Annotated in this window: 26 protein-coding genes; 19 read left to right on the top strand and 7 right to left on the bottom strand. The window is 27.5% G+C overall.

Annotated features, from left to right (window positions below):
- Nucleotides 1-247: 247 nt before the first annotated feature.
- The 5 genes from D9T19_RS12395 to D9T19_RS12380 all read right to left on the bottom strand — a co-directional run bounded on the left by D9T19_RS12395 (nucleotide 248) and on the right by D9T19_RS12380 (nucleotide 3637).
- Nucleotides 248-523, bottom strand: a complete 276-nt coding sequence (locus D9T19_RS12395) for a hypothetical protein (protein ID WP_121628557.1) — start codon at nucleotides 521-523, stop codon at nucleotides 248-250.
- Nucleotides 524-1325: 802 nt separating this feature from the next.
- Nucleotides 1326-1463: an ATP-binding protein gene (locus D9T19_RS14740; RefSeq protein WP_205588721.1), complete on the bottom strand. Its 138-nt coding sequence runs from the start codon at nucleotides 1461-1463 to the stop codon at nucleotides 1326-1328.
- Nucleotides 1456-2094 carry an IS21-like element helper ATPase IstB gene (gene istB, locus D9T19_RS12390; RefSeq protein WP_205588720.1) on the bottom strand — a complete coding sequence of 213 codons (639 nt, stop codon included), beginning with the start codon at nucleotides 2092-2094 and terminating at the stop codon, nucleotides 1456-1458. Before istB ends, D9T19_RS14740 begins: the two co-directional genes overlap by 8 nt.
- Nucleotides 2081-3124: an IS21 family transposase gene (istA, locus tag D9T19_RS12385; RefSeq protein WP_121628556.1), complete on the bottom strand. Its 1044-nt coding sequence runs from the start codon at nucleotides 3122-3124 to the stop codon at nucleotides 2081-2083. Before istA ends, istB begins: the two co-directional genes overlap by 14 nt.
- Nucleotides 3125-3310: 186 nt before the next feature.
- Nucleotides 3311-3637, bottom strand: a complete 327-nt coding sequence (locus D9T19_RS12380) for a helix-turn-helix domain-containing protein (RefSeq protein WP_121628555.1) — start codon at nucleotides 3635-3637, stop codon at nucleotides 3311-3313.
- Between the two features lie 935 nt (nucleotides 3638-4572).
- On the opposite strand from D9T19_RS12380, the gene D9T19_RS12375 reads away from it, so the two are divergent.
- From D9T19_RS12375 to D9T19_RS12285, 19 genes are all read left to right on the top strand, one after another.
- On the top strand, nucleotides 4573-5496 hold the full coding sequence (locus D9T19_RS12375) for a ParA family protein (RefSeq protein WP_121628554.1): 924 nt from the start codon (nucleotides 4573-4575) through the stop codon (nucleotides 5494-5496).
- 21 nt (nucleotides 5497-5517) lie between these two features.
- Nucleotides 5518-6537 carry a ParB/RepB/Spo0J family partition protein gene (locus tag D9T19_RS12370; protein ID WP_121628553.1) on the top strand — a complete coding sequence of 340 codons (1020 nt, stop codon included), beginning with the start codon at nucleotides 5518-5520 and terminating at the stop codon, nucleotides 6535-6537.
- A 1557-nt stretch (nucleotides 6538-8094) separates the two neighbouring features.
- Complete coding sequence (locus D9T19_RS12365; RefSeq protein ID WP_162984587.1) at nucleotides 8095-9567, top strand: replication initiation protein; 1473 nt, start codon at nucleotides 8095-8097, stop codon at nucleotides 9565-9567.
- A 48-nt stretch (nucleotides 9568-9615) separates the two neighbouring features.
- Nucleotides 9616-10941 (top strand): DnaB-like helicase C-terminal domain-containing protein, encoded by a 1326-nt coding sequence (locus D9T19_RS12360; RefSeq protein ID WP_121628551.1) that lies wholly within the window; start codon nucleotides 9616-9618, stop codon nucleotides 10939-10941.
- A gap of 1212 nt (nucleotides 10942-12153) precedes the next feature.
- On the top strand, nucleotides 12154-12462 hold the full coding sequence (locus D9T19_RS12355; RefSeq protein WP_121628550.1) for a 2Fe-2S iron-sulfur cluster binding domain-containing protein: 309 nt from the start codon (nucleotides 12154-12156) through the stop codon (nucleotides 12460-12462).
- Between the two features lie 22 nt (nucleotides 12463-12484).
- Nucleotides 12485-13429, top strand: a complete 945-nt coding sequence (locus tag D9T19_RS12350) for a catechol 2,3-dioxygenase (RefSeq protein ID WP_121628549.1) — start codon at nucleotides 12485-12487, stop codon at nucleotides 13427-13429.
- The gene (locus D9T19_RS12345; RefSeq protein ID WP_121628548.1) at nucleotides 13429-13857 is read left to right on the top strand and encodes a GlcG/HbpS family heme-binding protein; all 429 of its coding nucleotides are present in this window, start codon (nucleotides 13429-13431) and stop codon (nucleotides 13855-13857) included. Before D9T19_RS12350 ends, D9T19_RS12345 begins: the two co-directional genes overlap by 1 nt.
- Nucleotides 13857-15314, top strand: coding sequence for a 2-hydroxymuconic semialdehyde dehydrogenase (locus D9T19_RS12340; RefSeq protein WP_121628547.1), 1458 nt, complete (start codon nucleotides 13857-13859; stop codon nucleotides 15312-15314). Before D9T19_RS12345 ends, D9T19_RS12340 begins: the two co-directional genes overlap by 1 nt.
- 18 nt (nucleotides 15315-15332) lie before the next feature.
- On the top strand, nucleotides 15333-16127 hold the full coding sequence (dmpE, locus tag D9T19_RS12335) for a 2-oxopent-4-enoate hydratase (protein ID WP_322900285.1): 795 nt from the start codon (nucleotides 15333-15335) through the stop codon (nucleotides 16125-16127).
- A gap of 12 nt (nucleotides 16128-16139) precedes the next feature.
- Entirely contained in the window at nucleotides 16140-17027 is an 888-nt protein-coding gene (locus tag D9T19_RS12330; RefSeq protein WP_121628546.1) for an acetaldehyde dehydrogenase (acetylating), read from the top strand.
- A gap of 2 nt (nucleotides 17028-17029) precedes the next feature.
- Complete coding sequence (gene dmpG, locus D9T19_RS12325) at nucleotides 17030-18058, top strand: 4-hydroxy-2-oxovalerate aldolase (RefSeq protein WP_121628545.1); 1029 nt, start codon at nucleotides 17030-17032, stop codon at nucleotides 18056-18058.
- A complete protein-coding gene (gene dmpH, locus D9T19_RS12320; protein ID WP_121628544.1) occupies nucleotides 18058-18846 on the top strand; it encodes a 2-oxo-3-hexenedioate decarboxylase in 789 nt (262 codons plus the stop codon). Before dmpG ends, dmpH begins: the two co-directional genes overlap by 1 nt.
- Before the next feature lie 62 nt (nucleotides 18847-18908).
- On the top strand, nucleotides 18909-19100 hold the full coding sequence (gene thmT, locus D9T19_RS12315) for a 2-hydroxymuconate tautomerase (RefSeq protein WP_121628543.1): 192 nt from the start codon (nucleotides 18909-18911) through the stop codon (nucleotides 19098-19100).
- A gap of 6 nt (nucleotides 19101-19106) precedes the next feature.
- Nucleotides 19107-20120 carry an LLM class flavin-dependent oxidoreductase gene (locus D9T19_RS12310; RefSeq protein ID WP_121628542.1) on the top strand — a complete coding sequence of 338 codons (1014 nt, stop codon included), beginning with the start codon at nucleotides 19107-19109 and terminating at the stop codon, nucleotides 20118-20120.
- A 24-nt stretch (nucleotides 20121-20144) separates the two neighbouring features.
- Entirely contained in the window at nucleotides 20145-20969 is an 825-nt protein-coding gene (locus D9T19_RS12305) for an alpha/beta fold hydrolase (protein WP_121628541.1), read from the top strand.
- A 36-nt stretch (nucleotides 20970-21005) separates the two neighbouring features.
- On the top strand, nucleotides 21006-21947 hold the full coding sequence (locus D9T19_RS12300) for a ketopantoate reductase family protein (RefSeq protein ID WP_121628540.1): 942 nt from the start codon (nucleotides 21006-21008) through the stop codon (nucleotides 21945-21947).
- A gap of 5 nt (nucleotides 21948-21952) precedes the next feature.
- Nucleotides 21953-22396 carry an AEC family transporter gene (locus tag D9T19_RS12295; protein ID WP_121628539.1) on the top strand — a complete coding sequence of 148 codons (444 nt, stop codon included), beginning with the start codon at nucleotides 21953-21955 and terminating at the stop codon, nucleotides 22394-22396.
- Nucleotides 22371-22826, top strand: a complete 456-nt coding sequence (locus tag D9T19_RS12290) for an AEC family transporter (RefSeq protein ID WP_121628538.1) — start codon at nucleotides 22371-22373, stop codon at nucleotides 22824-22826. Before D9T19_RS12295 ends, D9T19_RS12290 begins: the two co-directional genes overlap by 26 nt.
- A 24-nt stretch (nucleotides 22827-22850) precedes the next feature.
- The gene (locus tag D9T19_RS12285) at nucleotides 22851-23858 is read left to right on the top strand and encodes an NADH:flavin oxidoreductase/NADH oxidase (RefSeq protein ID WP_121628537.1); all 1008 of its coding nucleotides are present in this window, start codon (nucleotides 22851-22853) and stop codon (nucleotides 23856-23858) included.
- 158 nt (nucleotides 23859-24016) lie between these two features.
- Here D9T19_RS12285 and D9T19_RS12280 read toward each other — a convergent pair whose 3' ends face one another.
- Together D9T19_RS12280 and leuB are read right to left on the bottom strand one after the other, a co-directional pair.
- Nucleotides 24017-25198 (bottom strand): hypothetical protein, encoded by a 1182-nt coding sequence (locus D9T19_RS12280; RefSeq protein WP_121628536.1) that lies wholly within the window; start codon nucleotides 25196-25198, stop codon nucleotides 24017-24019.
- A 90-nt stretch (nucleotides 25199-25288) separates the two neighbouring features.
- Entirely contained in the window at nucleotides 25289-26353 is a 1065-nt protein-coding gene (gene leuB / locus D9T19_RS12275; protein WP_121628535.1) for a 3-isopropylmalate dehydrogenase, read from the bottom strand.
- Nucleotides 26354-26357: the final 4 nt, after the last annotated feature.

Here is a 26357-nt window from a genome sequence, read left to right as displayed (position 1 = left end):
ATTATATTCAGTTTATAAAGATTACTTTACAAACTTAAATTACATTGTTAAAGATCATCCATATTTGGTAACACTTGGTGTCACTTAAATTGGACGGGAATTATAGGGGGTTTTATTTGCTTTGTCAAGGGGATTTGCTAAATGTTCGCTTAAATTTGTTAATTTATGGGTTTACTCTATTCTTTGTATACATAACCTGTTTTACTTTCAAGTTGTATTGTTCTTTAATAAGAATATAGTTAAATATTTAATATAATACAATGCTATCAATAGTTTTATCAAATCTTTTTAATTTTATTTCTCTTGCATCCATAGTTTGTATAGAAATTTCACTTAATAGCATTACTATATATAAATCATCTTCTATTACATTTTGTAAATTACTATTACCAATTCCTGATGAAAATACATTTGGATTATCTTTATAAAGTATTGTAACTTCATCTGTAGTCATTATTGTTAGATTAGGATACTTATTAAGTGTATGTTTAATAATACTTGTATTTTCAGGATTTGTTACCATAATTTCAACATCTTGCCTTATATAGTACCTTCTAAAGATTGACTATCATACTCGTTAAATTGTGCTAACCACCTTAATCTTATAGCTTAAATAAAAACATCCCCAAATGATCCTTGAAGTTTTTCCTACTGCTCAGATATAAGATAAGTCATTGCTACATTTGAAAATAGTTCAGAATTAAGTACTTTTTGTTCTTCTATAAAATCACCATTAATTCATTGCTTAAATCTCTTTGCAAACAGTTTCGTATTATTTATTGTTAGTGTATTCTTTAATGTTTCAAATTGATAAGTAAAAATTTGTTTTGTTTTGCTACCAATTGAAACTAAGATACTTAAATGAATAGAAAAGCTTCCACTTTTTGTCTTTCTTTAAAACCAACACAAAACTAAGTAAGTATTTAAATATTTCAAATGGTGTTTTTACTTTTATTAATTTAGGTATAGCTACACTATCATCAATAAATTTACATATAAAATATTGTTTATTTCAGTATTTCTCTATGAACTTTGGAAAATAAACTCTATTATTAACTATTTTATATTTTGAGGAATTGTGAATCTTTGATTTATGCTTCTTTTGGAATGTAATTTTGTATAAACTCCTAATTTTTGAAAATATATCAATTGATATTTATTTAAATGTTTTTTTATGTAACAACTCATAAAAAATAGACATTACTGGTAAAAGAGGAACTGCTTAAATTGTACAAAGAAGGAAATATCAAAAGAAATATATTAGTGTCAAGTGCAATCCAAAAATGCACCAAAGTGCAGTGCAAAAGTGCACCACTTTGTAACACTTATTTATTAGAAATATCTAATAATCCTGCTTCCCTTTTTTGTTTCAATCTATAACTTTCACCTGTTACATTTATTAAATGTGAGTGATGAATTAATCTATCTAATATTGCTGTTGTTAATGCTTCATCGTTATTCAACGACCTCCTTCCATTTTGTAAATGATAAATTTGATGTTATTATTATTGATCCTAATTCATATTTCTTATTTACTATTTGGAAAAATAAATTAGCTTGTTCTTCATTAAATTTTACATATTCAAATTCATCTATAACTAACAGTTTTGGCATTCCTATAACTCTTTTAAAATAGTTATCAAGTTTATTTTGTGATTGTGCACTTTCAAGTTGTATAAATAAATCACTTGCAGATATAAACTTTGTTTTTATTCTCTTCTGTATTGCTGCATATGCTATTGCACTTGCCAAATGTGTTTTACCTACTCCACTTGGACCAAATAGTAAAATGTTTTTAAACTCATCTATAAATCTTAAAGTTAGAAGTTCATTTATTAGTGTTTTATCAACTGATGAAGATTTATAATCAAAGCTATCAATTGTTTTTATTTTTGGAAATCCTGCTATTTTTAAAAGCATTTCTTTACTTCTTTGTTCTCTTCCTATATTCTCAAACTCCAGTAATTTATACAAGTATTCACTATAAGACATTTTTTCTTTTGAGGCTATATCTGATAAGTGTTGATAGTGTTCTAAGATACCAGGAAGTTTAAACTTTAAACAATATTCATTAATTGATTCATGCAATAGCATATGATGCTCCTAACACTTTCTCATAATCTGAAATTGTTGTGTGATATTTTATATCTATATTCAGTTTTTCTAAATTTATACTGTTAATTATATGATTATCTTCTTGTTTATTTTTTACTTCTTTTACACTTGAGTAAAATGGCTGTAACAAATGTTTCTCTTCTTTAAACATATCAATAGGCTTTTTCTTTGTTGTATCATGTATTCTTGAATTTGCCATCTCTAACCAAGTAAATACTTTATTATTTAGTAAATCACAATTTATTTCTACTTGACTACCTTTTAAAGCAGCTTTAAGTGGCACATGGAAGTTACGTTTTAAATAAAGATTAAATCTTTCTACTTTTCCTTTGGTTTGTGTACGATAAACTTTACATAATTTTGGTATGAAATTATCTTTTGCAAATTCTAAAAATTCATTATTAAATCCATGTTGATTCTTACCATATTTATCTCTTTGTATTACTACAGATTTTAAATTATCATATAGAAGTGTTTGAGGAACTCCTCCAAAGTATTCAAAGGCTTTTATGTGACAATCTTGCCATGTATCTTGTCTCATATTATCTGTAAAGTATACAAATGCCATTCTACTAAAACCAAGTACCATAACAAAGCCATAAATTGGATTCTTCCCTGTTCTTATAAATGTCCAATCTACTTGTGCTTGATAAGAGGGCTTAGTTTCAAATCTAATCACTTCTTCTGGAATGGGGTTTATTTTTAATGAGCTTAAAAATGTTTGTAGTATTCTTATTTTACCATCATATCTATACTTCTTTATCTCTTCATATATTACACTTGATGGAATATTATCTGGTAAAGCTTGTTGTACTCTGGAAATTATATATTCTTTATATGGATCTAATTTTGATTTATACTGAATATTTTTATAAGGTTTTAATTCATTTTCTTTTAATCGTTTTGAAACTGTTCTTCTATTTAATCCAACTATTTTTGATATAGCTCTTATACTATATCCTCTTTTATGTAAAGTATGTATCACGGTAAATTCCTCTTTATCAATCATACTAACTCCAAATTTCTTATTTAGAGTTTATTGTATTTATTTTTTATTAATAAAGTGGTGCACTTTTTTTGGTTTTCCTAATTAGAAGAATAATTCTTATACTATTGAAGTAATTTGTATTTAAACTAAATTCAAAAGTTATCTTTTTCATATGATTAAATCTTCTCAATATAGAAACCTTATCTTCTATTTCTTTTGCATTTTCATATTTTTTAATGTTCTATAAATAGTACTTCTTTCTACATTATATTCTTTTGCTAGGGCTATTACTGAAATATTGTTTTGTTTCTTTTTATAAATCTCTTTAGCCTCTTTTATAGATAATTTTCTTTGTCCACATGATGCACATGATTTAGTATTCCCAGTAACTATATTAATATATGAAACATATACTGCTTTATGACATTTTAAACATTTACATTTCCAAATAGCATGAGTATTTTTATTTTCAATAAACCTCAGAGGTAAAATACTATTATATATAACACCTCTTATATCTATTCTTTTACTCATTTTAATCCTTTGAGTATTAAATTAATTCATATTCCATAATCTTGAAGTGCTACTAGAGTATCATCAATACTTTTACATCATTTTTTGTAAATTCTCTCATAACAATCTTATAAATTCCATTTTCATTAATTGCTTGAGCTTTTGATTCTTCTAATTCCATAAATGTATATTCTCCTGTTTATTTCTTTATGGTTACTAATTGAAATTCTTTTAGTATTAGTCTATGAACTTTTATTCTTATGCCCTCTTTTACAGATGTTGGTAAACATATTCTATTCTTAGCTATTTTTATATTTTAAGAAAATGCAAAAAGCTGATGAGTATTTATTTTTAAATGCACTTTTAAATAGATTCTTATCTTTAAAAAAAATATACCAAGTGTATTATCTAAATCTCTAAAAGACATTTGTAAAGTTTTACTTATACATTTATTTAACACCTCCTCTTCCCTCTTTTTTATTTACATATTTGTATTATATTAAAAAATAAAGTGATGAAAAAACCATATAGCTATCAGATTACAAAAAATCTAAATATAAAGCTCCAATCATGATTCTTTACAAAAACATTTTTTTAAAGAAGAAATATTCTGAGTACAGTATTTGCCAAACACATTTAGAAAATATATTAGAAACTAAGTTTGATAGTATTCATTCTATTAATAAAAACAAATGTATTTCTACTGGTTTTATTTAAATCAATTCTTTTATCAGTAATAAACTTATAAAAGAATTTACTATTTAATAAATTATATTAAGAACCGAAGACACTTTCATTTTCATAGACAATTCTAATTAATTAAAAAGTATTCGTTCTAGAACGAATACTTTTTAATATTTTTATATTACATATCATATAATACTTGATATGTAATTATTATTATGGTAAAATATAAAAATAAGAATTACTCGTTCTAGAACGAATAAAGGAAACATATGGACAAAAATATATTAGGTGAAGTATATGGTGTTACAGTTCAAAAAGGTGGAGTTGGTAAATCAACGTTCTCTCAAGCTCTTGCATATTCATTTGCAAAACAAGGCTATAAAACTGTATTGGTAGATTTAGATCCTCAAGCAACATTAACTGGAGCATTTTTCGGATACTCATATGGAGCATTTTCACAAACTGAAGATAATGGTTCAATTGAATATGATATTAGTAATGTAACTAATATTTTTAGAGATACTGAAGTTGAACCAATAATTATAAAAACTACAAAACATATAATAAATCCTAATAAAGGGAAAATGTTACAACCTCATTATTTAGAAGAAGAAATGGAAATAGATTTTTATCCTTCTAATTACCAATTATTATCAGCTACAGAATCAGATGATTTCACTAGAGATACTAAAATACAATTATTATACAAATTTATAAATTCATTAAAAAGTAAATATGATAAAATTGTCATAGATTCTCCTCCTTCATTTGGAATTATTACAACATCTATTCTAAAATCTGCAAAAGCAATATTAATTCCAATTCCAACTAAAAATGTTGATACAGATGGTATGGTAGGTTTTTTTAGAACACTAGATAAAATATATTTAACTGAAAATTTAAAAGATCTTTCAAAAATAGTTTTAATTCCAAATATGTTTGATAAAAGAGTTACTGATGCAAAAGAGACTCTTTCAGAAATAAAAAGAATCCCTAACCTACTTCATGAAACTAAAAATTTAAGAAAATTAACTTGTAAAGTTATGGATCCTTTCCCACAAAAAGCTTGTATTCAAGAAGCCCCTAGTTTCAAATTATTTTTGGCTCCTTATATTATGGATTTCCAAAGATCACAAAATCAAGACCTAATTTTAAAAATTGATAATATTGCAAAAGAATTATCAAATAGCTAACATCTAAAAAGGATTATATTTATGGCAAAGGCTAAACCGCAAAGAACTACATCTATTGATAATACTATAGAACAATTAAAAACTGAACAAGAAATTGTTTTAAAAAATTCTACAGAAATAGTTCTAGTAGAAATCTCTAAAATTAAAGAGTTAACTTTAAAAAGTGATATTTTAATGCATAATAGGATCTCTTATTCAAAATCGAAATTACTTGAACTTGCAGAAAACATTGCAAATTTAGCAAAAGAAGATACTGGTATATTAGGTACTGGTTTACTAAACCCTATTATGCTAAGAAATAACAATGGTATTCTAGAAAGAATTCATGGTGAAAATAGAATAAGAGCTATAAAATTAAATGGTGCTACTACAGTTCCTGCAATTATATTAGAAAATGTCTCAGATGAATTAGCAAGATTTATGAGATCAAGTGAAAATTTAAACAGAGAAGACTTAAATGTATATGATGAAACTTTATCTATTTTAGAGCATATTCAATTAGCTTGTAATTTTGAAAGTATTGAAAAAGTTAAAATATTTATTAATAAAGTTAAAAATTTTAAAGCAGGTAAAACAACTTTAAATGATATTGAAAAAAAATTACTTATTCAAGTAAGTAATGTATTTGAAAAAATAGGGCGATTTGACATTATTACTTTTGTAGATAGATTATCTGTGTTAAAACTTAATCCACTAATTAAACAAGCATTAGTAGATGATTTAATTAGTTATACTCAAGCAAAAGTAATTAAATCAAAATTAAATTCAAATGATGAAATAATTAAAATTTTGGAAATGTTAAAACATAAAAAAATTTCTGCTAATGATTTAAGAAAATATATTGATAATCTAAAAAATTCTTCGATTCCTAAAGAAATAGATACTTCAATAAATTTATTGAATTCTATAATTAAACAATCAAAATCTATTACAAAGCAAAAATATTTGAAATTAAACAATGATGATAAATTATTTGTTGATGATAAGTTTAGAGAAATTCAAAAAATATATAATCAAATAGAAAATAAGATTAATAAATAAAATCATTCTTCATTTCTCAGATTGTATGTTATGACATATAATCTGAGAAAAAATAAATTATAGAAATTCTGCGTAAAAGTTCTCATAATATATGCTATAACATATATTATGAGAACTTTAAAAAATCAACATATATATAGTTGTTTAATTCTCAAATTGTATGTTATGACATATAATTTGAGAACTTTTATACTTTATTGGGTTCTGATATTACTAAGTTAGCATTTTTTAATATTTAAGTACGTTAATTTGAATAAATATATGATTAATAGTTTAATTATAAGCTAGTTTTATTTACTCTCTCTGTAGAGAGTTTATAATCTTTTTATAGAGTTTTTTATAAAGGGTTTATATGAAACCCTGCAAGCACTATACTATAGGGCTTTAAAGTAGTTTGCTTACATAAGATTTGCGAAATAGTGAATCTCAAAATAGATGTTATAACTTATATTTTGAGATTTTTTACATCTCATATCATATGTTAAACATATAATATGAGAACTTTTAAATGATTATGTTTTCCTTTACAGAAACCTTCGCAAGCTCTATTATTAAAACGATTTTACTTATTTACAATTTTATGAATCTTTTTTAGAAATATATTTTTAAATTAATTTATTAGAATCTTCATTTCATCCTCTTTACCAGATTATCTGCTATTTTCATATGTATTAAGTGTTTGATTAGTCTTAATGTCTTTATTATTGCTTTTATTGCACCTGTTGCATTAATTCTATTTTTAAATTGTTTTGAATTTACTTTTATCTTCAGGTTATATATATTATTTGTATAACATTCTATTTATTAAGTAGCTGGTTTAATAAACTATAATAGTTCTCATAATATATGCTATAACATATATATAGTTGTTTAATTCTCAAATTGTATGTTATGACATATAATTTGAGAACTTTTATACTTTATTGGGTTCTAATATTACTAAGTTAGCATTTTTTAATATTTAAGTACGTTAATTTGAATAAATATATGATTAATAGTTTAATTATAAGCTAGTTTTATTTACTCTCTCTGTAGAGAGTTTATAATCTTTTTATAGAGTTTTTTATAAAGGGTTTATATGAAACCCTGCAAGCACTATACTATAGGGCTTTAAAGTAGTTTGCTTACATAAGATTTGCGAAATAGTGAATCTCAAAATAGATGTTATAACTTATATTTTGAGATTTTTTACATCTCATATCATATGTTAAACATATAATATGAGAACTTTTAAATGATTAATTAAATTAAATACTTTTTAGTTGATTATATTTTATTGAATACTAATAAAATAGTAAAAAATTCTCAATTTGTATGTTATAACATCTATTATGAGAACTTTTTAAAATGAAATTGTTGATAATTATAAGAATTCTCAATTTGTATGCTATAACATATAATATGAGAACTTTTATAATTTAGAAATTTATATTATGTCATTTAAAAGAAGTATTAACATAAAATTTGAGAACTTATTTGATAAATAACATAAAATATGAGAAAATTAAGGATTAAATAGTTATTATTATTTCTAAAATTCATTTAATTGGAATAATCGTGGATAGAAAAATTAAACCTACAAAACAGCAGCTATTTAATGAAGAACAAAAAAAATTGCTAAAAAACAGAAAAGTAGTGCAATTAAATAAATTTATTAAAGGTGATGTCTCTGCTTTTAGTGTTAATGATCTTAAGATATTTAAACTTATCATTTCTAAAGTAGATAGTAAAGAATCATTATTTAAAGATTTTTATGAAATTACAACAGATGAGATTAAGGCATTAAATATAAATGAAAAACATTTGTATAGCGAAACACGAAAAACACTTAAAAGACTTGCTAATATATATATTACATTTGATGATGGAGATTCATTTAGAGAAGTAGGTCTTATTAGAAATGATTTTAAATTCGAAAAATATACTAAAAAAGTATTAATAAATTTTAATAGAGATATGGATGAGTACTTAATAAATCTTAAAAAGAATTTTTTCATGTATGATTTGATTGATATTGTTAATTTTAAATTTAAACATACTATTAAGTTCTATGAATATATTAAGTCTCAATCTTTGAATGTAATTAAACTTAAAATTGAAACTATAAAAGGTATTCTAGATTTAAAAAATAAATATTCAAGATATACAAATTTCAGAACGGATGTATTAGAGATAATATTAGAAGAAATAAATGAAAGCTCAAATACTTTATATATTTCATATACAGAAGAAAGAGTAGGGCCTAAGGTTGAATATATAATTTTTCATGTTAAAAGAATTAAAAGTGATTTATTTCTTAAAGATAATAAAAGTAAGTATTCATATTTAATTGGAAAAGAGTGTGAATATCTAAATAAATTTTATATATTAGAAAAAGTTAATACCGATAAAAATATTATAATTCTAAAAGAGTTACTAGCTAATAATTTTACAAATATTGTTAAAGATAATGAGGATGGAATTAAAGAAACTTTAAAAGAATTATTTAAAGATGAATTTATTGAGTCGTCTTCCCTAGATGGAGAACAAGATGAAGTACAAAGATTATTAAAAGTAAAAGATTTTAGAAAATTTAGAGAACAAGTTATTAAACAATATAGAGGAAAACAGTTAGGAAATAATTTACCTGGGTTTGACAAAGAAAATATTATATCAATTCAAGAAGAAACAGGTTATTTAATTAATAGTACAACTGGAGTAATAATTAAAAAAGAAGAAAGTTTAATTATTTGGAGATATTTATATAAAAATAGAGATTTAGTTGGAAAAATACAAAAAGAAGATCTAACTAAAGAATATATAAATAAGATATTCTTTATTAATAAAAAGAATGAATTTGGAGATAATGAGATATTTAAATATATGGTTACTGATATAAAAGAGGAAAAAGATGATAGTGGAGAAATTAAATATAGATTACATATACAAAATTTAAATGATCCACTTCAAGAAATTGAGAAATCAAAATCACTCTTATCAATTGAACAATTAAAAATATATATTGAAGAAAATAGTAAATTAGATAAATAATAAAAGTATTCGTTTTAGAACGAATACTTTTTATAAAAAGGTAAAGACTTGGATATTGCACATTCAGTAAGTATTGAAAAAACAGTTTTAAGCTCTATTATATTTAGACCTGATGAAATATATACAATATCAGGAATTTTAGGTGTTGAAGATTTTTATTTAAAAGTACATCAAGATATTTATAAAGTAATGTTAGATTTACATTATGAAGAGATGCCAATAGATGAAGAATTTATTAGAAAAAGAGGGGTAGGGAAGTTATTTACTGATGATAATTTAATAGAAATATTAAGTGTTAATCCTATTACTAATATTGAAGCATATTGTTTTGAAATTAAAGAAGACTCTAAAATAAGAAAAATACAAAACTTATCTAAGAAAATACCAAGATATATTGAAGAAAATCCTAAAAGCGATGATATCCTATATATCTTGCAAAAAAATATTGAAGATATAGAAAATCAAAATAATGAAAATGTTTTAACATCAAAAGACTTAATATCTATCGTAGTTAAAGACATGGAACTTGCTGCTTCAAATGGTTCAAGAATTATAGGACAATCCTCAGGCTTAAAAGCATTAGATAAAATTATTGGAGCATTCGAAGATGGAGATTTAATTGTAATTGCTGCAAGACCATCAATGGGAAAATCAAGTATTATTTCTACTTTATCAATACAATCATTATTAGATAAAAGAGGGGTATTAATTGAATCATTAGAAATGCCAGCTAAAAAAATTATGACCAGATTAATTGCAACAAGAGCTGGAGAAAGTCTAAATGATTTAAAAAAAGGTTTAGTTAAAAATAAAGAAAAGTTTCAAGAAGCAATAGATTTTTTTGACACATCTGATTTAATTATTCATGATAAATCGTATCCAACTTTAACAGAATTACAAAGTAGAATTAAATCTACTTTAAGAAAGAACCCTAATATAAAAAATATCTTTGTTGATCATACTGGAAAAGTACAATTGTTAGGTAAAACAAGAGAAGATATAGAAATAGGGCAAATTTCAGCAATGCTAAAAAAAATCGCAAGAGATTATAATATAAGAGTTTTTTTACTTCAACAGCTAAACAGGGGTCTTGAAACAAGAGAAAATAAAAGACCAAAGTTAAGTGATTTAAAAAATTCTGGAAATATTGAAGAAGATGCTGATATAGTTCTTGGCTTATATAGAGAATCTTATTATAAAAAGAATAAAGAAGATAATTCATCAATGTATAAAAAAGTACAAGAATCAGCAGAAATTATAATCCTAAAAAATAGAGATGGAGAAACAGGAACTGCACATGTTGGTTTTGAAGGTAAGTATGTGAGATTTGTTGAAAAAGAAGCTACTGAACCAATAGTAATTGAATTTGAGTAATATAAATAAAAAAACTGAAAGTTTTCAATAATCCGTGAAATTGGTAAAATATTGGTGGAAAAGAGGGGAGCTTTGATCTTACTAATTAAATAACTTATAGAAGTTCTAATTGTGGAATAAATGGATTTTATTTGACACAAGACTTAACAAATAATTGTAAAATAGCTATGCTTTTAAAATCATGAAAATTAAATATATAGATGTGCTTAACAAATATTAATATATTACATAAACTAAGAAAGAGTAATTCATTATTTTTCCTAGTTTGATTATTAGTTTTTTCTAAATTAGTTTATATTTTTTTATTGTTACTATCTTTTGTAATGATAGTAACAATCATATCAGCAATAATTTATTTTAGAAAGAAATGTAAACCTTCTAAAATCTTAATGTGTAGATTAACAAATACAACGATAGAATTTAGTATTTCTATAAAAGAAGTTTTTATTGTCTGATATATCAATGATAATTCAATTTACTTTATTAACCTAATTTCTTGATCATTTGGTATATAGGCAGGTTAAAACATTGTTTTATGCATGCTTTAATTGAAATATTGAATACACCCTATAGAGATTATTTTTTATTTAATATCTTAGTATAATTTAAAACAAAATCTATAGATTTCTCGATGTTTAATGCAATTCTTCCTATTATCATACTAGGAACTTTTTATTTTTAACTACATTTTTTATTATTCCCCTCCCTTCTTTATATTTCTTAGAAAATAACTACATCATGAGAATAAGATTTAAAAAAAAATATATAATTTGTCAGAAACTATCTTTGAAATTTTTTATGTGTTAATGTTAATAAATAGATGAAGGTCGATCATTTTCTATTTAATTTCAAGGTCTTGATATAAAAAGGCTAAAAGGAAATTCTTCTTTCATTGGTTTTTTAATTATATGATAGATGGTTAATAGGTAATTACTAGTATAAATATATCTTTAAATATTTATACTAGTAATTATCTTATTTCAATAACAAGCTTTTAGTACATCTCCTAGTGTAGAACTATCTCATAAGTTTTCTATTAATACATTAAAAAAGTTATAGTAAAGATTTAATAATTCTTATAAATTCTTTTTTTTTGCGATTTTTTTGCGAATTTTTTAAAGTAAAGTTTCCATAGTTAAAAGGTAACTTTTACATTAAACAACAATTTGATGATTTTTAATTTTGTTGTAGATCTTAAATATAAGGATATTTATGAAACATAATATCTTAGTAAAAGATAAAAATAGAGAACGTTCTTGTTGTGAAGAAAAACATTTAATGGATTCATTATCTGTTAGTGCAGATTTGGTTCCAAAAGGTTGTCATAATGGTGCTTGTGGAATTTGTAAAATCAAAGTACATAAAGGTAATTACACAAAACTAAAAATGAATAGAAAACATATTACAGAAGATGAAGAAATGAACGATATTGTTCTAGCATGTAGAAGTTTTCCAAGAAGTGATATGGAAATTGCATTTATAAAAAAACCTAAATCAAATATATATACACTTGGAAGTTAAAATTATAAAGTAAGGAGTTAAGATGGGAATTATGAGACTAGGTCATATTGATATCAATGTTTTAGATATTGAAGAATCAAGAAATTATTATGAAGAAATAATGGGATTAACAGTTACACGAGAAGATGAAGATGGTACTCTATACCTAAAATGCTGGGATGAGTGGGATAAATATAGTTTAGTTTTAAGACCATCAGAAGAAGCTACTTTTAATAGAATGGCATATAAAGTGAAAGATGATGCTGATTTAGATGTTTTAAAAGAAAGAATAGAAAAATATGGTATTAAAACAAAATTTTTAGAAGCAGAAATTGTTGCAAATTGTGGAAGAGTATTATCTTTTATTTTACCGAGTGGTCATGAGATGCAGTTATATGCATACAAAGATTTTCTTGGAAAAGAAGTAGGAACTACAAATCCTGCACCATGGCCTTTTAAAGGAAAAGGAATTAAAGCACATTGGATTGACCATACTTTATTAATGACACAAGGACCAGAATCTTTAATGGAAGTGACTAAGTTCTTTATAGAAGTATTTGATTTTACTCTAGCAGAGCAAGTATGTGTAGGACCAGAAGGTTCAATCCAAGCTGCAACATGGCTTACGTGTTCGTCAACTCCTCATGATATTGCTTTTGTTGCAGGTGCAGAAGTTGGGATGCATCACTTTGCATTCTTCTTAGATGGATGGAATGATATTTTAAGAGCTGCTGATGTTATGGGTATGCATAATGTGAAAATTGATGTAACACCACAAAGACATGGAATTACTAGAGGTGAAACAATTTATTTCTTTGATCCATCAGGACATAGACTTGAAACTTTTGCAGGACTTGGTTATTTAGCTCAACCAGATATGCCAACTATCACATGGACTGAAGATGAGTTATGGAGAGGTATTTTCTATCACACAGGAATAGAAAATAGTTCATTTACTACTGCATATACATTGAATGCGTATAAATAATGAATACTTTAGTAGTTAAAGAAAAATCTATATCAAGACAAGCTTCAATGGAAATTTGTCTTCTTGCAGTTCAAAAAGCAGAAGAATTAAAAATTGCCATAAATGTAAGTGTTGTTGATAATAAAGGTTTAGAAATGGCATTTTTAAGAATGGAAGATTCTTTTATACATTCAATTAATATTGCAAAAGATAAAGCTTATACTAGTGCTAGTTTTGGATTTCCATCAAATCAATGGATAGAAATCTTTAAAGAGAATCCTCATTTAGAACAAGGATTTTCTAATAGAGATAGATTAATACCTTTTGGTGGAGGTCTTGTAATTTTTGATGATGATGTAAAAATTGGAGCTATTGGTGTTTCAGGTGGAACAGAAGATGAAGATATTATTTGTGCAAAATATGCGATTGAAAAGATAGGATTAAAATAATGAAAAAAGTACAACACTATATTAATGGAAAATTTATGGACTCACAATGTGGTGAGTTTTTTGATAATTATAACCCAGCAACTGCTGAACTTATTTCTAAAGTAGCTTTAGGGAGAGAGCCTGAAGTAAATGCTGCAATAGCAGCTGCGAAGGCTGCTCTTACAGGTGAGTGGGGTCAAATGAAGCTAAATGATAGAATAGCTATGATGTATGAAATAGCAAATGAGATAGATAGAAGATTTGATGATTTTTTAGAAGCAGAATGTTTAGATACAGGAAAACCATACTCAATTGCTAGACATATTGATATTCCAAGGGGAGCTGCAAATTTCAAAGTATTTGCGGATACGATGAAAAGTGTTGCAGATGAAGCTTATAGATCTGATACTCCTGATGGTAAAAAAATGCTTAATTATTCTATGAGAAAACCTAAAGGTGTAATTGGAGTTATTTCTCCTTGGAATTTACCTTTATTACTTATGACATGGAAAGTTGGTCCTGCTATGGCTTGTGGAAATACAGTTGTAGTAAAACCATCTCAAGTAACTCCAACTACAACATCTCTTTTAGGTGAGGTTATGAGTAAAGTTGGAGTTCCAGCTGGGGCTTATAATGTTGTTCAAGGAAAAGGTTCAATTACTGGAAATTTAATTACTGCTCATAAAGATATTGATGCAATCACATTTACAGGTGAGACAAAAACAGGTGAAATGATTATGGATGCTTGTTCTAAAGGAGTTAGAGATGTTTCCTTAGAATTAGGTGGAAAAAATCCAGCTATTATTTTTGCAGATTGTGACATGGAAAAAGCAATTTCTGAGACAGCAAGATCAGTATTTGCAAACTCAGGACAAGTTTGTTTAGGAACTGAAAGAGTTTATGTAGAAAGACCAATTTTTGATGAATTTGTAAATAGATTAAAAGAAGCTGGTTCTAAATTAAAAGTTGGTGTTCAAAATGATGAATCTGTTGATATGGGACCTGTTGTAAGTGCTGTGCATAGAGATAAAGTTTTAGATTTTTATAATATTGCAAAAAAAGAGGGTGCAAATGTTATTTTAGGTGGAGGTGCTCCTAAAATGGATGGTAAATTAGCAAATGGATTCTTTGTTGAACCTACTATTTGGACAGGACTTCCTGAAACTGCAACTGTTGTAAAAGAAGAAGTATTTGGACCTTGTTGTCATATTGCTCCTTTTGATACAGAAGACGAAGTTATAAAAATGGCGAATGATACAAAATATGGATTGGCTTCTACAATATTTACAGAAAATTTAGATAGAGCTCATAGAGTTGCATCACAAATTGATACAGGGATTGTATGGGTTAATTCATGGTTCTTAAGAGATTTAAGAACACCATTTGGTGGAATGAAAGGCTCAGGAATTGGTAGAGAAGGTGGACATCATTCACTTGAATTCTACACAGAACTTAAAAATGTTTGTATAAAAATGTAATGATTGAAGGATAATTTTATGGCAATGACAAATGAAAAAATAGAAAAATATGGAAATGAATTATATGAAGCTTTAAAAGGCAATTATTCAATTGAACCAATTTCTTCAAGAGAAACTGATTCAACAATTGAAGATGCATATGCAATTCAGCATCATCTTTTAGCAAGAAGAATGAAAGATGATGGATCAAAAATAATTGGTAAAAAAATAGGTGTAACATCAAAAGTTGTAATGGATATGTTAGGTGTTCATCAACCAGACTTTGGTTACCTTTTATCTGACATGATTTATTCTGATGGAGATGAAATTAATGTAAGTGATGAAATGATTCAGCCAAAAGCTGAAGGTGAAATAGCTTTTGTTTTAAAAGAGGATTTACAAGGTCCAGGAGTTACAACTGCTGACGTTTTAAAAGCAACAAAATTTGTAATGCCTTGTTTTGAAATTGTTGATTCAAGAATTAATGATTGGAAAATAAAAATTCAAGATACAGTTGCCGATAACGCTTCTTGTGGATATATTGTATTTGGTGGAAATGCAGTTGATCCAAGAGATGTAGATTTAACAACTTGTGGAATTACTTTAGAATGCAATGGTGAATTATTACATACAGGAGCAGGTGCAGCAGCACTTGGGAGTCCTGTAAATGCTGTTGTTTGGCTTGCGAATAAATTAGGTGAATTTGGTGTTGGATTAAAAGCTGGAGAGGTTATATTGTCAGGTGCTTTATGCGCAATGGTAACTATCAAAGCAGGTGATAATATGACTATAAATATTGGTGGAATTGGTTCTGCTTCTTGTAGATTTGTATAAAAAGGATTACAGATGGAAAAAATAAATTGTGCATTAATTGGATCTGGGAATATTGGAACAGATTTAATGTTTAAATTACAAAGAAGTGAAATTTTAAATCCACTATGGATGGTAGGAATTGATCCTGATTCTGATGGATTAAAAAAAGCTGAAGAAGCAGGAATGAAAACTACTTATGAGGGAGTTGATGGATTATTACCTTTTATAAAAGAAGATGGTGTAAAAATTGCATTTGATGCAACTTCAGCATATGTTCATGGAGAAAATAATAGAAAATTAGCTGAACTTGGAGTAAAAGTTATTGATTTAACACCAGCTGCTATTGGACCATTTTGTGTGCCATCTGTTAATATGGAAGAGTTATTAGAAAAAGATGCTCAAAATGTGAATATGGTAACTTGTGGTGGTCAAGCTACTATTCCTATGATTGCTGCAGTTTCAAGAGTTCAAGAAGTCGAATATGCAGAGATTATTGCAACAGCTGCATCAAAATCGGCAGGACCAGGAACTAGAGCAAATATTGATGAGTTTACAGAAACTACAAAACTTGGAATTGAAGTTGTAGGGGGTGCTAAGAAAGGTAAGGCAATTATTATTCTAAACCCTGCTGAGCCACCACTTATGATGAGAGATACAATTCATTGTCAAACTAGTGAAGCGCCAGATGAAGAAGCTATAACAGAATCTGTACATAAAATGCTTAAAGAGGTTCAACAATTCGTTCCTGGATATAAACTTAAAAATGGACCAGTTTTTGATGGAAATAAAATTTCAATTTGGTTAGAGGTTGAAGGTTTAGGTGATTATTTACCAAAATATGCAGGTAACCTTGACATTATAACAGCAGCTGCTACTAATATTGCAGAACAAATGGCTGAAAAAATTAAAGCAGGAGTTTAAAGATGGATTTAAAAGGTAAAAAAATTACAATACATGATATGTCTTTAAGAGATGGAATGCATTCAGTTAGACATCAGTTTACACTTGATCAAATGACTGCAATGTCAACTGCAATGGATAAAGCTGGCGTTCCTATGATTGAAGTAACTCATGGAGATGGTCTTGGTGGAAGTTCATTAAATTATGGATATGGCTTACATACAGATGAAGAGTGGTTAGATGCAGTTGTTCCAAATATGACTCAAGCTAAGATTTCAGCACTTTTACTTCCTGGAATTGGAATAGTAAAAGATTTAGAACGTGCTGTAGAACATGGAATTACAACAGTTAGAGTTGCAACACATTGTACTGAAGCTGATTGTTCAGCACAACATATAAAAGCAGCAGTAAAAATGAAACTTGATACTGTTGGTTTTTTAATGATGGCACACATGGTTGATGAAAAAAGAATAGTAGAAGAAGCTAGAAAAATGGTTTCTTATGGAGCTAATTGTATTTATGCAACTGATTCAGCAGGTTATTTACTTCCTGATATGGTAAGTGCAAGAATTAAAGCTCTTAAAAAAGAGTTTGGAAATGAAATTGAGATTGGATTCCATGGTCATAATAATATGTCTATGGGTGTATCTAATTCATTGGCTGCAATAGAAGCAGGGGCAACTAGAATTGATGCAAGCTTAGCAGGATTTGGAGCAGGTTCTGGAAATACTGCAACAGAAGTTTTAGTAGCTGTTTGTAATAGAATGGGTGTTGAAACTGGAGTTGACTTAGATATGATTGAGGATGCTGCTGAAGATATAGCACTTCCTATTATGGGAAAACCTACAAGAATTTCAAGAGATTCTTTAACTTTGGGATATGCAGGTGTTTATTCTTCATTTTTACTTTTTGCAAGAAGAGCAGAAGCTAAATATGGAATTGATGCAAGAACATTGTTAGTTGAACTTGGACGTAGAGGTATGATTGGTGGTCAAGAAGATATGATTGATGATTGTGCTATGGAAATGGCAAGAGCAAAAGGATTAATATAATGGCATTAGATAAAGTAACAATTGAAAAACTAGCAAAGCATTGTGAAGATGCTGAATTAAATGCAAAAGAAATTACTAAAATAACTGATGATTATCCTGAAATGACATATGAAGATGCGTATGACATTCAATGGACTGCACGAGCTGCAAAAGAGAAAAGAGGACATAAAATTGTTGGTATGAAAATGGGTCTTACTTCTCAAGCTAAAATGAAACAAATGGGTGTTCCTAATCCTTGTTATGGTTATTTAGCTGATTACTTTAGCTTTGGTGATGGAGCTGAAATTAAAATTGATGAACTTATTCATCCAAAAGTAGAAGCTGAAATAGCTTTTGTTTTAAAAGATGATTTATCAGGACCTGGCTGTCATATTGGTGATGTTTTAGCTGCAACAGATTTTGTAATGCCTGCAGTTGAAATTATTGATTCAAGATACAAAGATTTTAAATTTGATTTAAAATCAGTAATCGCAGATAATTCTTCATCTTCAAGATATGTTACTGGTGGAAGAATGAAAAATATTAAAGATCTTGATCTTAAAACACTTGGTGTAGTTATGGAAATAAATGGAGAAATTGTTCAATTAGGAGCTGGAGCTGCTGTTTTAGGACATCCTGCAACTTCTATTGCAATGCTTGCAAATATGATGGCTGAACGAGGTGAAACTTTAAAAGCAGGTTCATATATTCTATCAGGTGCAATGACAGCTGCTATGAGTGTAAAAAAAGGTGATAATGTTACAGTTAAATTCCAAGATTTAGGTACATTATCTATGAAATTTATTTAAGATTTATTCTAAATAAATTATAAAAAAGTCTCTAGAAATAGGGGCTATCTTAAGGAAATAAAATGCCAATTGCAACAATAAATATAGTTGAAGGAAGATCTGATGAGAAAAAAGAAGAGCTTATAGCAAAAGTTACTCAAGCTATTCATGAAGCAATAGATGCTCCTATTCCAACAATTAGAGTAATATTAAATGAAATGCCAAAACAACATTTTGGAATAGCTGGACAAAGTGTCAAAAAGATGGGAAGATAGAAAACTATGTCCTCAATAAGATTAAGCGTTCTTGACCAATCTCCAATTCATGATAATAAAGAAGCTAAAGAAGGTTTATTTGACACTATAGAACTTGCAAAAAATTGTGAGAAATGGGGTTATTATAGATATTGGTGTGCTGAACATCATGATACACCTGGATATGCAAGCTCATGTCCTGAGATAATGATTAGTTCTGTTGCTAATGCAACTTCTAAAATAAGAGTTGGAAGTGGTGGAGTTATGTTAAATCATTATAGTTCATTTAAAGTTGCAGAAACTTTTAATACTTTAAGTGCTTTGCATAATAATAGGATTGATTTAGGAATAGGAAGGGCTAGTGGAGCTAATTTTTTAGCAGCACGCGCTTTACATAATGCGAATAATGCAGATTATACTCAAAAAGCTTATGAATTAATAAATTATTTAGATGATGAAATACCAGAAGATGACTATTTTCATGGAGTTAGTTTATCTCCTAAAGGAGTTGATTCTACGCCTGTATATTTACTAGGTTCAAGTAATGGAAGTAGTGTTTTAGCTGGAGAATTAGGGGCTGGTTTTTGTTTGGCACTATTTATTGGAACTCATGATAGACCAACACAAATAATGGATTTTTATAAAAATAATTTTATTCCATCTAAGAATTTTAAAAAACCTAAAGCTATGTTAGCTGTTGCTTGTATTTGTGCTGAAACAAGAGATGAAGCGATTGAAATAGCTAGTACTCATACTTATTGGAAGGTTCAAGCTTTTAGGCATACTAAAAGAGATGGATTATATAGTTCAAATAAAGTAAAAGAATTATATGAAGAACTTAGTTTTGAAGATAAGGCATATTTTCATGAAACACTAGATTCAATGATTTTAGGAACACCAAAAGAGTGTAAAGAGAAATTAGAGAAACTAGCAATAGAATATGGTGTTGATGAAATTATGATTGTAAATGTAACATATTCTTTTGAAGATAGAATTAAATCTTATGAATTATTGGCTAAAGAATTTAATTTAAATGATTAAAGAAATAAAATATAAAGGAAAAAAATGTCTAATCCAGAAATAGCAAATAGAATAAAAACAGGTAATTTTAATACAAATTATCATGACTTGGGTGAAGGTGAACCAATTATGTTTATTCATGGTTCAGGTCCAGGAGTATCAGCTTTTGCAAACTGGCGATTATGTATGCCAGCATTAGCAGAAAAATTTAGAGTAATAGCACCTGATATGGTTGGGTTTGGTTATTCAGATAGACCTGAAGGAATTTCATATGATATGGATACTTGGGTTGCTCAGACTATTGATTTAATGGATGCTTTAGGAATTGAAAAAATTAATCTTGTAGGAAATTCTTTTGGTGGTGCATTGGCATTAGCTTTAGTAATTAAATATCCTGAAAGATTTAATAAAATTGTTTTAATGGGTGCTGTTGGTGTTTACTTTGACCTAACTTATGGTTTAGACAAAGCATGGGGATATACACCAAGTATAGAAAATATGAAAGAATTATTAGATATTTTTGCAAATGACAGAAGTATAGTTACAGATGATTTAGCAAAGATGAGATATGAAGCAAGTATAAGACCAGGTTTTCAAGAATCATTTTCTTCTATGTTTAAAGCTCCAAGACAAGATGGTGTTGATTCAATGGAAAGTGATGAAAACGATATTAAAAAAATTGACAAAGAAACTTTGATTATACATGGTAGAGAAGATAAAGTTATTCCTGTTCAAAATTCGATAAGATTAAATCAATTAATAAAGAAATCACAACTCCATATCTTTGGTGAATGTGGACATTGGACACAAATTGAACATAATAAAAGATTTAATACTCTGTTAATGAATTTTTTTAGTGAAGAAAGTTAATATTATAATCGTTAATTAATTATGTGAAGGATAGGTATGAATTTTTTAATTTTGGGTGCTGGCGGTATAGGTTCTTATTTTGGAACAAGGTTAATTAAAGCAGGACATAATGTAACTTTTGTTGCAAGAGGAAAGCACTTAGAAGCTTTGCAACAAAACAAGTTGAAGTTACAGCATCCAGAATTTGAATTTTTTGATAATGTTTCTTCTCATTCAATTGAAGAAATAAAAAAAATGAAGACTTCTTTATTTGATGCTATTTTAATAACTACAAAATCAACTTCAACTAAAATATTATCTGATGATTTATTTAATTGGCTTGGAAACACAAAAAAACATCCTTATATCATATCACTACAAAATGGTGTAGATAATGAGGAAATTTTGGCCAAAAAATTAAACGATGAATATATAATTGCAGGACTTACTAGAAAAATAGGTGCACACATTGTTCGTCCTGCTGTTGTAACTGCAACGGGGAATGCTGAAACAATTCTAGGGCCAATTTCTAAGACAAAATATAATGAACTTTTTCTAGAAGAAATAAAGAATATTTTTAATAATGCTCAAATTCCAACTATATTATCAGAAAATATAAATTTAGAATTATGGAAGAAATTAATTATAAATAATGGAGTTAATGCTATTTGCGCATTGTTAAGAGAAGAAACTGGAGTAATTATGCATAATCCAAAATTATCTAAAATAGTTTATGGATTAATGAATGAAACTGCAAAAGCAGCGATGAATAAAAATATTAAAATATCACAAAAAGATGTTGAGGAAATGTATGCATTAATCTCAAAATTCGATTCTATAAAACCTTCTATGTTAGTTGATGTGGAACATAATAGAGAGTTGGAATTAGATGAAATTTGTGGAGTTGTTATACAAAATTTAGAAGAACAAAGTTTAGATGCTCCCTATACGAAAACTATTTCTACACTACTTGAGTATACATATTCAAAAGTAAGATAAAATAAATGATATTAAAAATAGTAGAAATCATATTTCCCGTATTAATAATTGCACTTCTAGGATATTTCTACGCTAAAAAAACAAAGATAAATATGGATGTAACAAATAAAATTAATATGGATTTTTTTATTCCAATATTAGTTTTTTATGCAATAAGTGAGAAGTTACCTTCAATAACAGTTTTAGGAACTTTTTCTATAGGCGCCTTGATTGTGATACTTGGTTCGGGACTTATACTTTATCCAGTTAGTAAATTATTGGATATAAATCCTCGTACTTTTTTACCTTCAATGATGTTTTCTAATTCCATAAATTTAGGACTTCCCTTAGCATTATTTGCATTTGGAGAAGAGGCTATGGCAATGATGGTTGCTTTATCTTTAGTGCAAGTAATAGGACAATTCACAATTGCTGTTATGATGTATGGGGGGAGAAGCAAAGCTTCTTAATTTATTTAAAAGTCCTGTTATAATTGCAACAATTTTTGGCTTACTTTTTAATTATTTTAATCTACATTTACCTGCAATACTTTTGACACCTACTCAAATGTTATCCCAAGTATCTATTCCTCTTGTTTTATTTGCTTTGGGTGTAAGACTAACTTTTGTAGATTTTACTCATTGGAAAATAGGACTAATTGGAGCTATACTTTGCCCTCTATCTGGAATTTTAATAGCCTTAGGTGTAATATCAATTTTTGATTATACGCCAATGCAAATTAGTTTACTTATTCTTTTTGGTAGCTTACCTCCTGCTGTTGTTAATGCAATTATGGCAGAACAATATGGTCATGATTCTAGTGTCGTAGCTTCTATTGTTGCAGTGGGAACATTATTTAGTATTGTATCAATTCCTGCTGTGTTATATTTTTTATTATAAAATAAAATTAAAAAAAGGAATAGCATGTTATTTAAGAAAAATAAAATTAGAGATTTAGAACTTAAAAATAGAGTTATTATGGCACCTATGTGTATGTATAGCGCTAAAGAAGATGGTATAGTTGCACCTTTTCATATTGAACATTATATTACAAGAGCTGTAGGTGGAGTAGGACTTATTATTACTGAAGCTACAGCAATTTCACCAGAGGGAAGAATAAGTAATAAGGATTTAGGTATTTGGAATGATAAACAGGTAAAAGAGTTTAAAAATTTAATTACTAGAGTTCACTCATATGATGCAAAAATTGGTATTCAAATTGCACATGCTGGGAGAAAAGCAGAAGATTGCGATGAACCTTTAGCTCCTAGCCAACTTAAGTTTAGTGAAAAATATAAAACACCTAAAAAACTTAGCACCCAAGATATTATTGATATTAGAAATGAGTTTTTAGAGGCTATTAAAAGATCAATAGAAGCAGGCTTTGATATGATAGAAATTCATGCTGCACACGGTTATTTTATTAACCAGATGTTATCACCTTTTTCAAATAAAAGAGATGATATTTATGGTGGTAGTTTTGAAAATAGAAATAGATTTTTACTTGAAGTAGTAAAGGAAGCTAGAAAGTTTTACAAAGGTGTTGTCTTTGTAAGGTTATCAGCTGTTGATTATGAAGAGACAGGATTCACTCTTGATGATTGTATTAAATTGTGTAAAGAATTAAAAAAACTTGATGTGGATGTAATTGATGTTAGTACTGGTGGAAATTCTACAAATTATACTAATGCAATTTATCCTGGATACCAAATAGAATATGCAAAAGCAATAAAAGAAAAAGCAGAAATTAGTACATCAGCTGTAGGTATGATAAATACTTATGAAATGGCTAAACATACATTAATTAGAGGTGATACGGATTATGTCCTTTTAGGAAGAGAATTATTAAGAAATCCATATTGGGTTGTTAATAATGCTAAGAAATATGAGAATATTGATTTTATAAATAAAAATTATGTTAGAGCTTATTGATTTAAAAAATCTAATTTTATAATGGTAAATATAAATTGTGATTTTCATTCTGAGGTCTTTTATAATAAAAAGTAAAATGATTATATTTAAATTTTCCAGAAAAAATGAAAAAAGTGCTCTTTTCTTTAAAAATTAGTAAGAGCACAAGTTTCGATTTTTTAGAATTTATAAGATAAATATATTCTAGATACATCAGTATCTTTATTAAATATATTTTCAGTTTCTACGTGTTCATATTTTGCTTTTAATAAAAAGTCTTTATTAATTGGATAAATTGCTATTGCACCCATTGCTGTTACATCCCCAAGTCCTGCATCTCTAGCTGAATGTCCTGCATAAGCAATCCCTGTTACAGTTGAAATTGGAATAATAATTCCACCCACTAAAGTATCTGTATTAGCACGCGTTGGAACACCACCTCCATTAACTGGAATTGAAGTAAATGCTGTATCAGTAGTACCTGCTCCTGCACCACTATAAACTGCTCCATCTTTTGTATTTGTGTTATATGAAACAATATATCCTAATTTTCCAATACCTATAGGTCCAGTTGCTTTTAATCCAAAAATTTCTCCATCTTCTAGTCCTTCACCTGCTGTTTTATCTGTTGTATTTATATATTGAACAGATAGATTATGCCCTGAAAGATTATAATCTGCTTGAAAATATAAAGCATCCTTATCTGAAGCTGATGTTTGTCCCTTTTCATTTAAATATTGTGCTTGTAATGTTAAATTTTCAATTGATGTATTTTTTGCATATATAGTATATGCACCATCTTGAAATTTATTAAAATCACTTGTATCTCCAAATCCATCTGTTTTAGCTTGATACTTACTTATATATCCAGCAACTATAGTAGTATTAGGAATATCAGTATTTGTTAAAATATATGCTTCGAAAGAATCTTTTAAAACAGATTCAGAAGATTTACCATCTAATGCTGTACTTACTAATGGAGTATAAATATATTGTCTACCTATTTTAAAGTTGGTATTAGAGATTGTATAATCTATGTATGCTTCAGATAATACTGCTCCTGATGCATCAACATCATTCTTGAATACTGAATTATTATTATCTTCAGTAAAGATTGATGATGTTTGAAATGTGACACCTGTTTTAAATCCATAATAATCACCTGTAACAAAATTTAAATTACCACCAATTGCTCCTATATCATCTGACTGAGCATTTCCTAAAAAATTGGAATTTGAATATAGTGCTTTAATTTCACCTTTTATTTTTCCATTTGTAAATGCTTCAGAAATAGTATCTGCAGATAATGGTGTTATAATTATTGCAGATGTAAGTAAACCTAGATTTATGATTTTTCTCATATTTTTTTCCTTGTGTTTAATTTAATGATATCTCTATGATTTCAAATAAAAATATAGTTAAATGGAATCGCAGTTTTATCGCTTTTTCATTTATTTCGTATTATTAGAAATAATATCGCCCATTTCTGAAGTAGAAACAACTTTTTTAGCATCAAATGCTGCTAAATCTTTTGTTCTGTATCCGTCTTTTAGGGCTTTTTTTATTGCATAATTTATTTTATTGGCAGCTTCAATTTCTCCAAGAGAATATCTCAACATCATTCCAGCAGATTCAATAGTTGCAATTGGGTTGGCAATTCCCATCCCTGCAATATCAGGAGCTGATCCATGAATTGGTTCATATACAGCTATTTTATTACCTATTGAAGCAGAGGGAAGAAGTCCAATAGAACCCACAACCATAGATGCAGTATCAGATAGAATATCTCCAAATATATTTCCTGTAACTATTACATCAAACTGTTTTGGATTTCTTACAAGTTGCATTGCAGCATTATCAACGTACATATGTGAGAGTTTAACTTCTGGATAGTCTAACGATAATTCTTCCATAGTACTTCTCCATAATTGAGAAACCTCAAGTACATTTGCCTTATCAACAGAGCAAAGTCTTTTATCTCTTTCCATAGCTAATTCAAATGCTTTTTTACCAATTCTTATAATCTCTGGTTTAGTGTAAGCCATTGTATTAAATGCTTTTGTTCCATCATTTTCTCTTGGTTGTCCAAAATAAATACATCCAAGAAGTTCACGTACAATCATAATGTCAACACCTTCAATTACTTCAGGCTTTAATGTTGAAGCATTTACTAATTCATCATAAATAAGTACAGGTCGTAAGTTAGCATAAACATCCATCTCTTCTCTAAATTTAAGAAGACCACGTTCAGGCTTTAATTCATTTGGTAAATTATCCCATTTCTCTCCACCAATTGCGCCTAATAAACAAGCATCTGAATTTAATACTCCTTTTACTGTTTTATTAGGTAAAGGAATACCTGTTTTATCAATTGCAATTCCTCCCATTAAATACTCTTTATATTCTAAAGAAAAACCACAAGTTTTAGAAACAGTATTTAGAACTTTTATAGCTTCATTCACAATTTCTGGACCAATTCCATCACCTTTAATAATAGAGATAATATATTTTTTCATTAAT

Source organism: Poseidonibacter antarcticus, from assembly GCF_003667345.1.
In the GTDB taxonomy this organism is placed as follows: Bacteria; Campylobacterota; Campylobacteria; order Campylobacterales; family Arcobacteraceae; genus Poseidonibacter; species Poseidonibacter antarcticus.
Note: the sequence above shows the minus strand (reverse complement) of the source record. Positions and strands in the feature narration are given on the sequence as shown.

Coding starts and splice junctions, on each gene's coding strand:
- D9T19_RS12350 (WP_121628549.1), top strand. CDS start 12,485: ATGGGAATTATGAGACTAGGTCATATTGATATCAATGTTTTAGATATT.
- D9T19_RS12370 (WP_121628553.1), top strand. CDS start 5,518: ATGGCAAAGGCTAAACCGCAAAGAACTACATCTATTGATAATACTATA.
- D9T19_RS12380 (WP_121628555.1), bottom strand. CDS start 3,637: ATGAGTAAAAGAATAGATATAAGAGGTGTTATATATAATAGTATTTTA.
- D9T19_RS12355 (WP_121628550.1), top strand. CDS start 12,154: ATGAAACATAATATCTTAGTAAAAGATAAAAATAGAGAACGTTCTTGT.
- D9T19_RS12290 (WP_121628538.1), top strand. CDS start 22,371: ATGGGGGGAGAAGCAAAGCTTCTTAATTTATTTAAAAGTCCTGTTATA.
- D9T19_RS12285 (WP_121628537.1), top strand. CDS start 22,851: ATGTTATTTAAGAAAAATAAAATTAGAGATTTAGAACTTAAAAATAGA.
- dmpH (WP_121628544.1), top strand. CDS start 18,058: ATGGCATTAGATAAAGTAACAATTGAAAAACTAGCAAAGCATTGTGAA.
- leuB (WP_121628535.1), bottom strand. CDS start 26,353: ATGAAAAAATATATTATCTCTATTATTAAAGGTGATGGAATTGGTCCA.
- D9T19_RS12300 (WP_121628540.1), top strand. CDS start 21,006: ATGAATTTTTTAATTTTGGGTGCTGGCGGTATAGGTTCTTATTTTGGA.
- thmT (WP_121628543.1), top strand. CDS start 18,909: ATGCCAATTGCAACAATAAATATAGTTGAAGGAAGATCTGATGAGAAA.
- D9T19_RS12295 (WP_121628539.1), top strand. CDS start 21,953: ATGATATTAAAAATAGTAGAAATCATATTTCCCGTATTAATAATTGCA.
- D9T19_RS12330 (WP_121628546.1), top strand. CDS start 16,140: ATGGAAAAAATAAATTGTGCATTAATTGGATCTGGGAATATTGGAACA.
- istA (WP_121628556.1), bottom strand. CDS start 3,124: ATGATTGATAAAGAGGAATTTACCGTGATACATACTTTACATAAAAGA.
- D9T19_RS12305 (WP_121628541.1), top strand. CDS start 20,145: ATGTCTAATCCAGAAATAGCAAATAGAATAAAAACAGGTAATTTTAAT.
- D9T19_RS12310 (WP_121628542.1), top strand. CDS start 19,107: ATGTCCTCAATAAGATTAAGCGTTCTTGACCAATCTCCAATTCATGAT.
- dmpE (WP_322900285.1), top strand. CDS start 15,333: ATGGCAATGACAAATGAAAAAATAGAAAAATATGGAAATGAATTATAT.
- dmpG (WP_121628545.1), top strand. CDS start 17,030: ATGGATTTAAAAGGTAAAAAAATTACAATACATGATATGTCTTTAAGA.
- D9T19_RS12340 (WP_121628547.1), top strand. CDS start 13,857: ATGAAAAAAGTACAACACTATATTAATGGAAAATTTATGGACTCACAA.
- D9T19_RS12375 (WP_121628554.1), top strand. CDS start 4,573: ATGGACAAAAATATATTAGGTGAAGTATATGGTGTTACAGTTCAAAAA.
- D9T19_RS12345 (WP_121628548.1), top strand. CDS start 13,429: ATGAATACTTTAGTAGTTAAAGAAAAATCTATATCAAGACAAGCTTCA.
- D9T19_RS12280 (WP_121628536.1), bottom strand. CDS start 25,198: ATGAGAAAAATCATAAATCTAGGTTTACTTACATCTGCAATAATTATA.
- D9T19_RS12395 (WP_121628557.1), bottom strand. CDS start 523: ATGGTAACAAATCCTGAAAATACAAGTATTATTAAACATACACTTAAT.
- istB (WP_205588720.1), bottom strand. CDS start 2,094: ATGCTATTGCATGAATCAATTAATGAATATTGTTTAAAGTTTAAACTT.